The 14,788-nt window shown below is 39.5% G+C and carries 12 protein-coding genes; 6 read left to right on the plus strand and 6 right to left on the minus strand.

The window, feature by feature from the left end:
* Nucleotides 1–32: 32 nt before the first annotated feature.
* Nucleotides 33–200, minus strand: a complete 168-nt coding sequence (locus SYJ56_RS10835) for a hypothetical protein (protein ID WP_323834112.1) — start codon at nt 198–200, stop codon at nt 33–35.
* A gap of 173 nt (nt 201–373) precedes the next feature.
* Here SYJ56_RS10835 and tyrS point away from each other — a divergent pair, with 173 nt between their 5' ends.
* Both tyrS and SYJ56_RS10845 read left to right on the plus strand, forming a co-directional pair.
* On the plus strand, nt 374–1,666 hold the full coding sequence (gene tyrS, locus SYJ56_RS10840; protein ID WP_323834113.1) for a tyrosine--tRNA ligase: 1,293 nt from the start codon (nt 374–376) through the stop codon (nt 1,664–1,666).
* 147 nt (nt 1,667–1,813) lie between these two features.
* Entirely contained in the window at nt 1,814–2,509 is a 696-nt protein-coding gene (locus tag SYJ56_RS10845; RefSeq protein ID WP_323834114.1) for a TetR/AcrR family transcriptional regulator, read from the plus strand.
* 103 nt (nt 2,510–2,612) lie between these two features.
* On the opposite strand, the gene SYJ56_RS10850 is transcribed toward SYJ56_RS10845, so the two are convergent.
* Nucleotides 2,613–4,112, minus strand: coding sequence for a peptide MFS transporter (locus tag SYJ56_RS10850; protein WP_416377797.1), 1,500 nt, complete (start codon nt 4,110–4,112; stop codon nt 2,613–2,615).
* 345 nt (nt 4,113–4,457) lie between these two features.
* On the opposite strand from SYJ56_RS10850, the gene pckA reads away from it, so the two are divergent.
* The 3 genes from pckA (at nt 4,458) to SYJ56_RS10865 (ending at nt 7,594) form a co-directional block, all read left to right on the plus strand.
* Entirely contained in the window at nt 4,458–6,062 is a 1,605-nt protein-coding gene (gene pckA / locus SYJ56_RS10855) for a phosphoenolpyruvate carboxykinase (ATP) (protein WP_323834116.1), read from the plus strand.
* A gap of 246 nt (nt 6,063–6,308) precedes the next feature.
* On the plus strand, nt 6,309–6,746 hold the full coding sequence (locus SYJ56_RS10860) for a peptidylprolyl isomerase (protein WP_323834117.1): 438 nt from the start codon (nt 6,309–6,311) through the stop codon (nt 6,744–6,746).
* Nucleotides 6,747–6,988: 242 nt separating this feature from the next.
* On the plus strand, nt 6,989–7,594 hold the full coding sequence (locus tag SYJ56_RS10865; RefSeq protein WP_323834118.1) for a hypothetical protein: 606 nt from the start codon (nt 6,989–6,991) through the stop codon (nt 7,592–7,594).
* Here the strand turns inward: SYJ56_RS10865 and SYJ56_RS10870 are convergent.
* The 4 genes from SYJ56_RS10870 to SYJ56_RS10885 are packed head-to-tail and all read right to left on the minus strand — an operon-like array spanning nt 7,591 to nt 13,372.
* Nucleotides 7,591–8,295 carry a TrmH family RNA methyltransferase gene (locus SYJ56_RS10870; protein WP_323834119.1) on the minus strand — a complete coding sequence of 235 codons (705 nt, stop codon included), beginning with the start codon at nt 8,293–8,295 and terminating at the stop codon, nt 7,591–7,593. The genes SYJ56_RS10865 and SYJ56_RS10870 overlap by 4 nt on opposite strands.
* Nucleotides 8,296–8,312: 17 nt before the next feature.
* Nucleotides 8,313–10,937 carry a DNA gyrase/topoisomerase IV subunit A gene (locus SYJ56_RS10875; protein WP_323834120.1) on the minus strand — a complete coding sequence of 875 codons (2,625 nt, stop codon included), beginning with the start codon at nt 10,935–10,937 and terminating at the stop codon, nt 8,313–8,315.
* A 15-nt stretch (nt 10,938–10,952) separates the two neighbouring features.
* Nucleotides 10,953–12,854: a DNA topoisomerase IV subunit B gene (locus SYJ56_RS10880; RefSeq protein ID WP_323834121.1), complete on the minus strand. Its 1,902-nt coding sequence runs from the start codon at nt 12,852–12,854 to the stop codon at nt 10,953–10,955.
* Nucleotides 12,855–12,877: 23 nt separating this feature from the next.
* Nucleotides 12,878–13,372 (minus strand): DNA topoisomerase IV, encoded by a 495-nt coding sequence (locus SYJ56_RS10885; RefSeq protein WP_323834122.1) that lies wholly within the window; start codon nt 13,370–13,372, stop codon nt 12,878–12,880.
* A gap of 115 nt (nt 13,373–13,487) precedes the next feature.
* Between SYJ56_RS10885 and SYJ56_RS10890 the strand changes: the two genes are divergently transcribed.
* The gene (locus SYJ56_RS10890; RefSeq protein WP_323834123.1) at nt 13,488–14,720 is read left to right on the plus strand and encodes a sterol desaturase family protein; all 1,233 of its coding nucleotides are present in this window, start codon (nt 13,488–13,490) and stop codon (nt 14,718–14,720) included.
* Nucleotides 14,721–14,788 lie beyond the last annotated feature (68 nt).

Genomic DNA, 14,788 nt, shown 5'->3' on the forward strand with positions numbered 1-14,788 from the left:
TCATTGTTTTCTAGCCATTCTCCGGCATTATTTTAAGCTGATATTAGTACAATTCTCCATTGCAAACCATCTGGCAAACCCTCCCAGCCAGGAAATAGATAATTTCTTGGCCTAGGCATTCCTACTGTTTTACCAATATTCAGATCTGTACAGCCACATGCAAAGCAATGTCCGTCGGAGTAATTTGCTTCTTTGAACATTGCAAGTGCTATTGTTGTCCATCGGGCCGTACGTTCATATCCTACTTCGAGTGCTGCTGTATGTAGAATTATTCGCAGTAAATAGAATTAAAATCAATTAATGGATTCAAGGATTACTTTATTCCTTACGGAGACAAGGCTATATTTGCACCTCGAAAAATCCAACACATCGAATGAACTCATTTATAGAAGAATTACGCTGGAGAGGCATGCTTCAGGATATGACCCCAGAAATCGAAGAACACCTTACTAAAGGTATGGCTTCGGCATATCTAGGCTTTGACCCTACAGCAGATTCCTTACATATTGGCCACTTGGTTGGAGTAATGACCTTACTTCACTTCCAGCGTGCTGGCCACAAGCCATTTGCTTTGGTGGGCGGGGCTACTGGGATGATCGGAGATCCTTCCTTCAAATCCGCCGAGAGAAATCTCTTGGATAAAGCTACTTTAGATCATAATGTGGATTGCATTCAAGGTCAGCTTGCGAAGTTTTTGGATTTTTCTGGATCTACTTCAAATAAAGCCGAGCTTGTAAATAATTACGACTGGATGTCTGAATTCTGCTTTTTGGATTTCATTCGGGATATTGGAAAGCACATCACTGTGAATTATATGATGTCAAAAGACTCTGTTAAAAGACGTCTAGAGGATGGGAATGGCCTTTCTTTCACAGAATTTACTTACCAGTTAATCCAAGGCTACGATTTTTATCATTTGTGGAAAAATAAAAACTGCTCCATTCAACTGGGAGGATCAGATCAGTGGGGAAATATCGTCACAGGTACCGAGTTGATTAGAAGAATGGGCGGAGGAAGTGCTTATGCATTGACTGTACCATTGATCACCAAAGCTGACGGCACCAAATTCGGAAAAACCGAAGGCGGCTCAGTATGGCTGGATCCAGAGAAAACTTCTCCTTATGCATTCTACCAGTTTTGGCTGAATGTGTCTGATGAAGACGCGTCAAAATACATCCGGATTTTCACGGTTTTAGATCAGTCAACCATCGAGAAACTTGAAGCCGAACATGCAGAAGCGCCTCACCTACGTGTATTGCAAAAGGAGATAGCTAAACAAATCACCATCATGGTGCATGGAGAATCTGATTTTGAGATGGCAGTAAAAGCTTCAGAAATTCTATTTGGTAAGTCTTCCAACGAAGATTTGGCCGCATTGGATGAGCGTACTTTCTTACAGGTTTTCGAAGGAGTTCCTCAGGTTCAAATTGATAAGAATGAATACGAATCTTTAAACTCTACTTTGGATCTCTTCGGCGAAATCACTCAAGGAGTTGTATTTCCATCTAAAGGCGAAGCAAGAAAAATGATCCAAGGAGGTGGCGTGAGCATCAACAAAGAAAAGCTTTCCAACCCGAACGCTGAATTAAACTTGACTCTTCTTCAAAACAAATATCTGCTTGTTCAAAAAGGAAAGAAAAATTACTACATCGTGGAAGTAAAGTAAGTCCATGATACTCACCCAAAAAAGGCTTTAGGAAATTCTTAAAGCCTTTTTTATTTGAAATTCAGCCAAATAAAGTGGACGTAAAACTCAGTTTTTGACCCAAGTTTAATACCTTTGAATTGGATTTTTAGAAAAAGAATAAAACTAATGGCAGTAGAGAAAAACAAGGAAAAACTCATTTTAGATTCAGCTGTTACACTTTTTACTTCCAAAGGCTATTTAGCCACCCGAATGGAAGACGTGGCCAAAGCAGCAGGAATAAGTAAAGGCCTCACCTATTTCTATTATAAAAATAAAGAAGACCTTTTTATGGCTTTGACAAAAAAAGCCTTCGATCAATTTAAAGATGAATTTAGAGATGTGTATAGATCCAAAGGAAAATCCGGCTTGGAAATGCTCTCGGACCTATTGGTGAGAATCGTTGCTTTTGCGAAATCAAATCAAGTCTACTATGATTCCATTCTTAATTTCCTAGATCTTCTCAAGAAGTACAACAACCCGGAAACCCGCAAGTTAATAGATCCGAAAACACTGGAATCTACCCATTTTCAGAAGCTACTGGAAATCCATCATGAACCTGCCAAAATAGGAATAATGATGGTGAGTCAAGGAATCAAAGACGGAAGTATTCGTACTGAACTACAACCGGAAATCACCTTTTATACCATCTGGAGCATGATCATAGGTTATGAAAAAATGCTTGGACCGATAGACTATGAAGGCAAAGATCTGAAAATTCACTCTGAAAATTGGGAACCTGGGTTTCTTCGCCTTATGCAGGAAATGCTAAAAGGAACCATCCAGGCAACTAAGAAAACCACAGTACAGGGTAGTTTATTTTAATAGAACTAAAGAAAGCATTAGGTATAACCAAAATTAAAGGCTGCCGATTTTCCCCATCGGCAGCCTTTGTTATATGCTTAAGAGATTAAATTTAATTCGTTTATCAATTTACATCTCCCATCATTTTCTTTATCATAGGCCTGAGGAGGAAAAGTAATGCGGCTGAACCAAAGACAGTATAAACGATCAACATATATTGGTCTGGCATTTGGGCCAATGCCTCATCTGTACCACCGCTAGCTTCACCAGCTATTAACCCTGCAAAAAGATTTCCTAAAGCAATGGACAAGAACCATATCCCCATCATTTGCCCAGCATAGCCTTGTGGAGCCAGTTTGGTCACCAAGCTAAGTCCTACAGGTGATAAGCTCAATTCGCCGAATGTGTGAAACATAAATGTCACCAGCAGCCAGGTAGGTGCAGCAAGTTCACCTGATGCTGCGATTTTAGTAGCGAAATACATCACAAAAAAACCAAGTCCCAGAAATAAAAGCCCAAATGTGAATTTCAAAGGGGAGCTTGGTTCAAGATTTCTTCTGCCCAGCCACACCCAAAGTGCTCCGAATACAGGAGCGAAAATGATAATAAAAAGAGAATTTACAGACTGAAAATAACTGGTAGGAATCTCCCAGCCTAAAATAGTACGATCAGTAAAACGCTCAGCAAACAAATTCAAAGTTGATCCTGCCTGCTCAAAACCAGACCAGAACATTGCTGAGAAAAGGAATAAAATGGCAATTACTCCTACTTTGTTTCTATCCTCCTTATTGAGCCCCCCGAAAACTATGACATATCCTAAATATCCGAAAGCTACTAAGGCAATAATTGTCCCAGAGGCTCCTGCAATAGCGGAAACGTTGATAGGTATTACTCCCATGAAAAGAACCCCGACTATAGCCACTATTCCTAACCCTAAATAAGTAACCAGTCTTCTCAGCTTATTTTGGGCTAAGACTTCACCTTCGCTTACCACCAATGGTGGCTCTCCGTATCCTTCCAATAATCCCCCAGATAGTTTGTACTGAATAAGTCCAAAAACCATCCCTAATCCTGCAAGCCCAAACCCTAAGTGCATATCATATGTTGCCAGAGTACCACAGGCAATCGGTGCTATAAAACCACCAAGGTTGATCCCCATGTAGAAAATAGAAAAACCTGCATCTCGCTTTGAACTTCCTTTGGGATAAAGCTGTCCTACAATAGAGCTGATATTTGGCTTTAAGAGTCCTGTGCCCAATACAATTAATATTAAACCCAAGAAAAAGGAAGAAGTATCAAGCGTACTCAGTTCAGGCTTAGCCGAATGATTACCCGAAAATAAAGCCATTACTCCCGGAAGAGCCATCGTAAAGTGACCTAACGCAATGATAATCCCGCCATACCAGACGGATTTTTTCAATCCGAAAAGTCTATCAGCAAGCCAGCCTCCAGGAAGAGCCAATAAATAAACTCCCATAGTATAAAGACCATAGATAGCTCCGGAGGTCTGGTCATCAAAACCCAAGCCGCCTTCTGCAATAGACATAGTCATAAATAGTATGAGCAATGCCCGCATTCCGTAATAGCTGAATCTTTCCCACATTTCTGTAAAAAAGAGCGGCATCAGGCCTTTGGGATGGCCAAAAATAGTAGGCCCTTCAAATTCAGGAGTAAGTTGTTTTTCCAAGGATAGTTTTATTTGGGTGAAATCAGTTTTGCAATGATAAACCTTTTTAGGGCTTGTTTCCAAAGTTAAAGCCGCTGAATTATAGGCTCGTGACTAATTATTACACCATTGGGAAAGTATGATCACACTATTTCAATACACCCTAAAATATTAGCCCAAATAAACATCTGTTTTATCAATGCAATCGATTGAATTTGAAAATAAAGCATATTTTATTGGTTTTTATAGGCGGTATTTCAGTAGTTTTGTGAAGACAATTTTCAGATTGTAAACCCAATATTTATGCAGGAACTAGATCTGGCAACTCAGACTTCTCCCCTGGCTTTTCTTCGTTCAACAACCAATAGAAAAGTTCACATCAATCTTCCACCAGCAGAACTGGTGGAAATTGCTTTAGCGCGAAAGGAAGGAAAACTCACGTCCACTGGCGCTCTTATGTCCGACACTGGTAAATTCACCGGAAGGTCTCCCAAAGACAGGTACATCGTCTTAGACGATAAGACCAAAGACTCGGTCTGGTGGGGTGATATCAACCTTCCTTTTGATTCGGATAAGTTCAATTTTCTTTTGGACAAAATGAAAGCATTTCTGGCAGACAAAGAACTTTTTGTCAGAGATGCCTATGCTGGAGCAGATGAGAATTACAGGCTCAAATTAAAGGTGATTAACACCAAAGCATGGCACAACCTCTTCTGCTACAACATGTTTCTAAGGCCATCAGAAGATGAAATGGCTGATTTTCAGCAAGATTTCACAATTATATGTGCACCAGAATTCGAAGCTAATCCTGAAACAGACAGTACTAAAAGTCCAAACTTTGTAATTATCAATCTCACAGATCGGATCATTTTGATCGGAGGTACTGGCTATGCAGGCGAGATGAAAAAAGGGATTTTCTCTGTATTAAATTTCATTTTACCTCATGAAAAAAATGTACTTTCTATGCATTGCTCAGCAAATGTGGGTGTAGATGGCGATACAGCAATTTTCTTTGGGCTTTCAGGTACGGGCAAAACAACGCTATCTGCTGATCCTAATAGAAACCTGATTGGAGACGATGAGCATGGCTGGACAGAAAATGGAGTTTTCAACTTCGAAGGCGGTTGTTATGCAAAAGTCATTGACTTAAGCAGAGAGAAAGAACCCGAAATCTGGGATGCAATTAGATTCGGTTCAATCGTCGAAAACACCAGATTTAAAGCAAATTCAAGAGAAGTGGATTTTGCGAATAAGTCTGTAACTGAAAATACCAGAACAGCCTACCCAATTAATTTTATACCCAATGCGTTAGAACCATCAAAAGCAGGAGTTCCCAAGAATATATTTTTCCTAACTGCAGATGCTTTTGGAGTGATCCCTCCTATTTCTAAGTTGAATAAAAGTCAGGCCATGTATCATTTCATTTCCGGCTACACTGCAAAAGTCGCAGGCACAGAAATGGGTGTAACAGAGCCTAAATTGACCTTTTCCGCATGTTTTGGAGCTGCATTTCTTCCCCTTCACCCAGCGAAATATGCTTCTTTATTTGGTGAAAAAATGGAAAAATATGACACCAGTGTATGGTTGATCAACACTGGCTGGACCGGTGGACCCTATGGAGTAGGTTCTAGAATGAAGTTAGCATATACAAGGGCAATGATTACGGCTGCATTAGAAGGAAAACTAGATCAAGTCGTATATAGGAAACATCAAGTTTTTGGATTTGAAATTCCTCAAGAATGTCCAAATGTACCTTCTGAGGTACTCAATCCAAGAAGCACATGGAAAGATCCTGCAGGGTATGATAAACAAGCAAAGGCACTTGCAGATGCATTCAGGTCTAATTTTGAGAAATTCAAGGAATCTTCATCTAATGATATTTTAGATGGCGCTCCACTTTTTAACTGAAATTATTGCTTATAGGTAAATGGTCCTTCACAAAAACATTCTAGACAATATTTATGAGGTCTTTGAATTAATAAAAATCTTTATTTGCCTATTCCAACACTTTAGAAAAATTGATAGTAAACCGACTATGGCATCTTATAATCCTTCATTGTATAATTTATGTTCCACATATTATATAAATTATTATATTTTTGCGCAGCTAAAAATTAAAAACTCCTGATTGGAACATAACGAAAGCCTGAAAATATGAAGACAGCAGAATTTATTACAGAAAAAGGAACAATGAAAGTGGAGTTTTACGAGAAGGACGCGCCTATTGCAGTTCAAAATTTCATTGACCTTGCTAATAAAGGATTTTACGATGGATTGACTTTCCATAGAGTTATTCCGAATTTTATGATCCAAGGTGGTTGTCCAAAGGGAAATGGAACTGGTGGTCCTGGCTACCACATCAAATGTGAACTAGACGGCGAAAATCAGTATCATGACCGTGGAGTACTTTCTATGGCACATGCTGGTAGAAATACAGGCGGATCTCAATTCTTCATTTGCCATAGCAGAGCCAATACTGCCCATTTGGACAGAAATCATACCTGCTTCGGTAAAGTAGTTGAAGGTTTGGATGTGATCGATGAGATAAGAGCAGGAGACAAAATCGAAAAGATTGTAGTATCTGAGTCTTAAACGACACCTTCCAACATTGAAATGCCCTCATTAGCAATTTGACTTTTGAGGGCATTTTCTATTGCTAATTATTTGAAAATTAAAGGTTGGAATAGTTATTGAACAAGGGTCATTCCTTTTGGATATAGTCTATGAAATCGAGCATGACGAAAGCGACACACAGAGGGATGATTATTCACAGTGCGAGATTCCATCCCGATTTTCGGGACAGGTAATGACCATTGAAAATCAATTATAAACAGATGAAAGCACGCCTTGCCCTTCTTACTCTCATTATCTTCTCATCAATCTCTATAGCTCAAGCACAGCGTTATGGCACAGCGGTTGGGCTAAGGTTTGGAAATAACAACCTTTATAGAACTGTGGGGTTGACTGCTCAGCAACGAATTACCAAGCGGATTTCAATTGAGGCAATTCTTCAATCAGATTTTAAGCTTAATACTACTTTTTCAGCACTGATAGAAAAGCACCATCCTATTATTTCCAAGCGATTTAATTATTACTATGGTTTCGGTCCTTCATTCGGTGTTGAAGAAAGCCTTGTCAAAGACCAAGAGAATAAGCAAATCATACGAACTTATGGAAATACCACAGCAGGATTGGATTTGATTGGAGGCTTGGAACTGACGATGTTGAATACTGTGATTTCTGTCGATTATAAGCCAAATATCAATCTAGTTGGAAGAGAGGAGTTTTATAGAGGTCAGGTCGGAATATCTGCACGCATGGTTCTGGTGAAAAGTAAAGAGCAAAAGAAAAAGAAAAGACAGAAGCAAAGAGCTAAAAACAAATCTCAAAAAGTGCCTCTTAACGAGAAGATCAATACTATTTTCCAGAAAAAGAATTAAGAATTCTTAGACTTCAAATAGGCTTTTTCGTGCAAATCAGCTCTAGTAACCACTGATCTGAACCACTTCATTCTAAGTATTTGCTTCTCTTGCTCCGTTAAATAGAAATCGGATTGATCGTACTTTTCGACCTTCTTTACTAACTCATATAAGGAAATGGAAGCTGCTACAGAAATATTGAAACTTTCTGTGAAACCTAACATAGGTATATGAACAAGGCCATCCACATTATTCTGTACTTCTTCACTTATGCCTTCATGCTCATTACCAAATACGAGCGCGATCTTTTCATCAGGTTCCAAATCATGGATCGAGATTGAACCGGGCACAGGACTAGTTCCATAGATCTTGTATCCTTTTTCTTTAAGATTAGAAAAGCAATCACGGACAGCTGAGCCTTCTTTATTGTGATACTTATGCAAATCAATCCATTGAGACGCACCACGGGTCACAAAGGGATTAATCTTATACATATTCACTTTTTCGATAACGTGGACATCCTGAATACCAAAACAATCGCAGGTTCGTAAGACTGCACTGGCATTATGAGGCTTAAAAATATCCTCCAAAACCACTGTAATGAATCGGGTCCTTTGTGCCAGCACTTTCTCCATTACTGATTTTTTATGCTCAGTGATGTATTGGCTTAAATAATCCAGCCAGCCTTGGTCAATAGATCCTAAGTTATTTTTTTTCTCCATTCAAAAAATGAGGCTATTTAAAATAGCCCCAATTGTTCTTCATCGTCTTTTTTCACTGACAGATCTATTGTAGATCCAACTTCAATATCATCATCTGAATCTGATTCCTTATCATCTTCTTCTGATTCAGTTTCTTGGGATGCTTCAGCTTTTTTAGATTCTATTAAGCTCAGATCCCTCACTTGATATGTACTCAATCTATTTCCTAACGCTTTCCAGCCTTTGATATCAATCAGCATATCCAAATCGTACTCCATCACTTCTTCTTCTTTTCCTTTGATCAAAGTAACTCGAACCTGAGGCTGCTTCTCTGTTGAAACTAGCTTCAGATAAGACTGTTTATTGTCTGAGATAAAATTGAAATTCTTATTCAGTGTAGTTGTTTCTATTTGGAAACGCTTTATATAATAAGTTTTACTACCACCATCAAAGTAAATGGCTGACAGTACTTTATCAGGATCAAATTTCTCTATCAACACTACATTAGGTGCATCATATCTATTGGTCGTTTCAAAGCTGGTCAACTCATAGTCACCACTTTTGTAACAAACCAAGATTCTATCATCACCAAGGAAATTGCCAATCAATTTTCCACGCTCATCCGTATTTAATCTACCTACTATTGAGTCATAGTAGATATTCAATCCTCCCAGCGTGGAAACACCTTCCATTTTCAACTGTATTTTACGAATTGGATGTCTAGTGAGAATATTACCACCTGCTCCCCTTCCTTTGATCTCAAGTGAAGCAAAATCGAAATCAAAAACCTTCACTCGGGCTTTTGCTCCCTGAGTCAAATACACGGTGATAATTTCGGCTTCACCATTTGCATTTGCAGTGAGATACAGCGTCTTACTCCCCTTACTACCTTTAGTAAGCATATATTCTTTATCTCTTGTGACAGCAAGTACTTGAAAACGCTTCACCATTGCACGACCAGTGCTCCCATCTAAGTAGATTAGATTATAGACCATTCGCTCATCTCCTTTGCGGAATACAGCAACATGCAAAATATCCTTACCCATGAAATTCTTTTCCTGGATTTTAGAAACCATGCATACCCCATCCTTGCGAATCACTATAATATCATCCAGATCAGAGCAATCGCACACAAACTCATCCTTTTTGAGTCCATAACCCACAAAACCATCTGTTCGATTCACATATAGTTTAGCATTGTTTGCAGCTACTACATTGGCCTGAATGGCATCGAAAGCTCTGATTTCAGTCTTACGCTCACGTCCTTTACCATACTTCGTCAAAAGGTTTTCATAGTAATTGATCGCATAATCAGTCAGGTGTCTCAAGTGATGATTTACTTCCTTCAACTCATCCTGAAGGCGTTTCATCAATTCATCAGCCTTAAACGTATCAAATTTGGAAATACGCTTGATCTTAATCTCAGTAAGACGAACCAGATCGTCTGTGGTGATTTCCCTATAAAAATCTGGCTTGTAAGGATCCAAACCATCATCAATTGCCTTCAAAACATCATCCCAAGTAGTACACTCTTCGATGTCCCGGTAGATTCTATTCTCGATGAATATTTTTTCCAAGGAGGAGAAAAGTAGCTTCTCCATCAATTCACCTTTGCGGATTTCTAACTCACGTTTGAGAAGTGCTCTGGTTTGTTTGGTGTTGTATTCTAGTATGTCATTAACTGTAAGGAATACCGGCGTATCCTTGATAATCACACAAGCATTTGGTGAGATGGACACTTCACAATCCGTGAAAGCGTAGAGCGCATCAATAGTGACATCTGGGGAAACTCCAGGGGCCAACTGTATAGCAATCTCTACATCTTTGGCTGTGTTGTCTACTACTTTCTTGATCTTAATCTTTCCTTTGTCATTTGCTTTCAGGATAGAATCAATCAATGTATCGGTTGTTATTCCGAAAGGTATATCCTTAATCAACAGAGTTTTACTATCTTCTTCTTCAATCCTTGCTCGAACTTTTACTTTGCCACCTCTAAGGCCTTCATTGTACTCAGAAAAATCCGCAAATCCCCCTGTGATGAAATCCGGTAGCACATTGGTTTTGTTTCCTTTAAGGATTTCAATGGAAGCTAGGATCAGTTCGCAGAAGTTATGAGGTAGGATTTTGGTAGAAAGACCTACAGCGATCCCCTCTACTCCCTGTGCTAGCAAAAGTGGGAATTTAACAGGAAGCGTGACGGGCTCCCGTTTTCTTCCATCATAGGAAAGTTGCCACTCGGTAGTCTGGGCATTAAACAATACCTCCAGTGCGAACTTGGAAAGTCTCGCCTCAATATATCGGGCAGCAGCAGCTCGGTCACCTGTCCGTACATCACCCCAATTACCTTGAGTTTCTATCAGAAGTTCCTTTTGACCCAGATTCACAATAGCATCACCAATAGAAGCATCCCCGTGCGGATGAAACTGCATGGATTGACCAATGATGTTAGCAACCTTGTTGAATCTGCCATCGTCCATTTCCTTCATCGCGTGCATAATTCTCCTTTGCACCGGTTTCAGTCCATCTTCGATAGCCGGAACAGCCCGTTCTAGAATTACATAAGAAGCATAATCTAGAAACCATTCCTTGTACATTCCTGTCACTGGGACAGATGTGTGTAGCGATTCGTCTTCGTCCTGAGGTAAGTTGTTTTCGTCACTCATATTTTTGATGCAAAATTAAGCTGCTTCACTTTCTTCTTCCGTTTCCGCAGAAACCTTTGGATCTTCTAAGGCTAGATCCTTCTCTATCTTCAGATTCTTAATAATAAAATTCTGACGATTAGGCGTATTCTTCCCCATGTAGAAAGTAAGCAAGTCAACAATCTTAGTTTCCTTATTCAGTATGATAGGCTCCAAACGAATATCTTCACCGATAAAGCCTCCAAACTCCTCTGGAGAAATCTCTCCCAAACCTTTGAATCGGGTGATTTCAGGTTTGTTTCCAAGTTTATGAATAGCTCTCTGCCTTTCTTCGTCTGTATAGCAATAGATAGTTTCTTTCTTATTTCGTACGCGGAAAAGCGGAGTATCAAGGATAAACAAATGACCATTCTTAACCAAATCAGGGAAAAACTGAAGAAAATAGGTCATGATCAGCAAGCGAATGTGCATGCCATCGACATCGGCATCTGTGGCGATTACAATTTTTCTATAGCGAAGATTTTCAATTCCATCCTCAATATTCAAGGCATGCTGTAGAAGATTGAATTCTTCATTCTCATAGACCACTTTCTTTGTCATCCCAAAGCAGTTCAATGGCTTTCCCCGGAGAGAAAATACCGCCTGAGTCTGCACATCACGGGATTTGGTAATAGATCCGGAAGCTGAATCACCTTCTGTTAAAAACAGCATGGTGTTATTCTTTACCTCTTCATTTGCTTTAGGATCATCATAATGTACTCTACAATCCCTTAGCTTCTTATTGTGAAGATTGGCTTTTTTAGCCCGCTCGTTAGCCAGTTTCTTAATACCGGAAATCTCCTTTCGTTCACGCTCAGATTGTAGGATTCGTTTTAAAAGAGCATCTGCAACTGCGGGATTCTTATGCAGATAATTATCCAGATCAGTTTTTAAAAAGTCATTGATAAACGTACGGACAGTCGGTCCATCTGGACCAATAGACTGAGAGCCAAGCTTAGTTTTTGTTTGAGATTCAAAGACTGGTTCCTGAACACGAATAGAAATAGCTGCAACTACACTTTGACGAATGTCAGAAGCATCGTAATCCTTCTTGAAAAAGTCCCGAATAGTCTTGACAACTGCCTCCCGGAATGCCGCCAAATGCGTACCTCCTTGGGTAGTATATTGCCCATTGACAAAGGAGTAATACTCCTCACCGTATTGATTAGAGTGAGTAAGAGCCATTTCGATATCATTTCCTTTCAAATGAATGATAGGATATCGAGAGCTTTCTTCATCTATTTTATTGGATAAGAGATCATAAAGCCCTCTATCAGAAAAATATTTCTTGCCATTATAATTGATCGTGAGACCGGCATTCAAGTATGCATAGTTCCAGATCTGGTTTTCCAAGTATTCTGGAATAAAATGGTAGTTTTTGAAAATCCCGCCATCTGGCGAAAACACGACCTTTGTACCATTACGATCAGAGGACTTGGTAACTGGCTGATCATTGACTAAAATACCTTTTTCGAACTCCGCTACTTTGGTTTCACCATCACGATATGCTTGTACTTTGAAAAAATCAGACAACGCATTCACTGCTTTGGTACCGACACCGTTTAGACCTACAGACTTCTGAAAAGCACCTGAATCGTATTTACCACCAGTATTGATTTTGGAGACACAGTCTATCACTTTTCCCAACGGAATGCCTCGGCCGTAATCTCGAACTTCTACTTTGTGTTCGGAGATTTTGACGTCTATGGTTCTTCCATAGCCCATCATATGCTCATCTATGGAGTTATCTAGCACCTCTTTTACAAGTACATAGATACCATCATCCTGCGCGCTTCCATCACCTAATTTACCGATATACATACCCGGCCTGAGTCGGATATGCTCCCTCCAATCAAGGGATTTGATACTGTCTTCTGTATATTTTACTTCTTCAGCCATATTCTAATTGACGCTAATTATGCTCAAGATTTATTTTTTACCTGATTGAATTTTCCCACTAGGATCGCAAACAATCCGATTACCCACACAACGAAAAGACCTGGAATGAGATAGAAAAAGAAATTGAATTGACTCGCCGCGATTACCTCCTGATTATTAATGGAGTGGGTATAAAATACCAACATGCCTAAACTCATATTTAGTATGCCACCAAAGGAATAGAACCAACCCAAATAGTAATCCCGAAACTTGTCTCCAATGGGAAAAACACGGATCAATCCTTTGTGGTTTTTGGTTTCAAGCAACTTGGGAGGCAGCAAAACGATCACATTCATTATTATAAAAATGGCAATCATTCCATAGAAAAGGGTACCCTTACTTAGTTTTTCGGTGGATAATCCATTTTCATTAAAATTGTAACTAACATTCTCTGGTAAAGCAGAATAGAAATAAAGCAGGAAGAAAATGAAGAGGGCAACACTGAGGAAATAAAAGGCTTTTCCGAATCGGTAATACATAATTGAGGGGAATTGAATGTGCTAATATAAAGGATTTGGTCAAACAGAATCCGACTACGCGATGTTCCTTTTATCATTATCTTTGACAAGTAGCTTCGCAAAAACGCCCAAAATAATGAACCTCAGCCCAGTAGTAATCGCAATCCCGATGTATTTCATCTTGATGGCAATTGAAATGATTGCGCTAAGATTTCAAAAACATCCCGGTTATAGACTCAATGACGCAATTACAAACATCAATTGTGGGGTGATTTCCCAAGTCACAGGAGTCTTCATCAAAATTCTCTCGATTGGGATTTACACCTTGATCTATCAGAAGCTCGCATTCTTTCATGTCCCTAATAACGTCTGGACATTTTTCCTCTTATTCTTCCTTTATGACTTTTGTTACTATTGGGCTCATCGGATGAGTCACGAGATTAATCTATTCTGGGGAGGCCATGTAGTACACCACTCCAGCGAAGAGTATAATCTGTCTGTGGCACTTAGACAAAGTAGCACTCAGACCATTTGGACTTTCTTCTTCTATTTCCCGCTTGCGCTTTTAGGCTTCGATCCTGTCATGCTGATTCTGGCTTCAGGTATCAACTTACTATACCAGTTTTGGATTCATACCGAAGCAATAGATAGAATGGGGTTTTTTGAGAAATTCATGAATACCCCATCCCATCATCGGGTGCACCATGGTAGAAATCCCAAATACATTGATAAAAACCATGCAGGTACTTTCATCATTTTCGATAAGTGGTTTGGAACATTTCAGGAAGAAGAGGAAAAACCTACTTATGGTATCACCACTCCGGTCAATAGCTGGAATCCTGTCTGGGTGAATTTGGCTCATTATGCCAATATGAAAGAAGAAATTAAGATGATCCCCAACTGGGCAGATCGTGTGAAGTACTTATTCAACAAACCGGGATGGTTGCCAGACTACTTAGGCGGCTATCGAGCCCCGAAGGAAGTGGAAGCTGATTACCAGAAATTTGATACGGTAGTCCCTACTCCTCTAAATTGGTATGTATTCACCCAGTATATCTTCGTTTTACTACTGACAGGATACTTCCTCTTTAAAGTCGATACTTTCACATGGCTGCCCAAAGTGCTCGTAAGTGCAATAATCGTATGGACTACGATAAGTTTTTCAGGAGTATTTGAAAAAAGAAATTGGTATCTACCTCAGGAGCTGATAAGAATCGTAGCTTTTGCAGCTGTTGTCTTTTTCCTGATTCAATCTCTTCTACCTTTGCCGGTTCTTGCAGGAGTATTAAGTGTTTATTGCCTTTTCTCCTTCTTTTGGCTCTGGAAAAATCAGCAGCTCAAATCCCAAATTCCTTCCATTTCCCTTTAGATTATGAATAGAACCTTTCTGCTTTTTTCAGCCCTATTTCTTTGCTTTGCTATTTCCTGTAGCTCAAA

The organism is Algoriphagus aurantiacus, assembly GCF_035156405.1.
In the GTDB taxonomy this organism is placed as follows: Bacteria; Bacteroidota; Bacteroidia; order Cytophagales; family Cyclobacteriaceae; genus Algoriphagus; species Algoriphagus aurantiacus.

What these genes read in the sequence shown, in the direction of transcription:
- SYJ56_RS10890 (WP_323834123.1), top strand. Translation starts at nt 13,488, where the DNA reads ATGAACCTCAGCCCAGTAGTAATCGCAATCCCGATGTATTTCATCTTG.
- SYJ56_RS10880 (WP_323834121.1), bottom strand. Translation starts at nt 12,854, where the DNA reads ATGGCTGAAGAAGTAAAATATACAGAAGACAGTATCAAATCCCTTGAT.
- SYJ56_RS10845 (WP_323834114.1), top strand. Translation starts at nt 1,814, where the DNA reads ATGGCAGTAGAGAAAAACAAGGAAAAACTCATTTTAGATTCAGCTGTT.
- tyrS (WP_323834113.1), top strand. Translation starts at nt 374, where the DNA reads ATGAACTCATTTATAGAAGAATTACGCTGGAGAGGCATGCTTCAGGAT.
- SYJ56_RS10870 (WP_323834119.1), bottom strand. Translation starts at nt 8,295, where the DNA reads ATGGAGAAAAAAAATAACTTAGGATCTATTGACCAAGGCTGGCTGGAT.
- SYJ56_RS10860 (WP_323834117.1), top strand. Translation starts at nt 6,309, where the DNA reads ATGAAGACAGCAGAATTTATTACAGAAAAAGGAACAATGAAAGTGGAG.
- SYJ56_RS10865 (WP_323834118.1), top strand. Translation starts at nt 6,989, where the DNA reads ATGAAAGCACGCCTTGCCCTTCTTACTCTCATTATCTTCTCATCAATC.
- SYJ56_RS10875 (WP_323834120.1), bottom strand. Translation starts at nt 10,937, where the DNA reads ATGAGTGACGAAAACAACTTACCTCAGGACGAAGACGAATCGCTACAC.
- SYJ56_RS10835 (WP_323834112.1), bottom strand. Translation starts at nt 200, where the DNA reads ATGTTCAAAGAAGCAAATTACTCCGACGGACATTGCTTTGCATGTGGC.
- SYJ56_RS10885 (WP_323834122.1), bottom strand. Translation starts at nt 13,372, where the DNA reads ATGTATTACCGATTCGGAAAAGCCTTTTATTTCCTCAGTGTTGCCCTC.
- pckA (WP_323834116.1), top strand. Translation starts at nt 4,458, where the DNA reads ATGCAGGAACTAGATCTGGCAACTCAGACTTCTCCCCTGGCTTTTCTT.
- SYJ56_RS10850 (WP_416377797.1), bottom strand. Translation starts at nt 4,112, where the DNA reads ATGCCGCTCTTTTTTACAGAAATGTGGGAAAGATTCAGCTATTACGGA.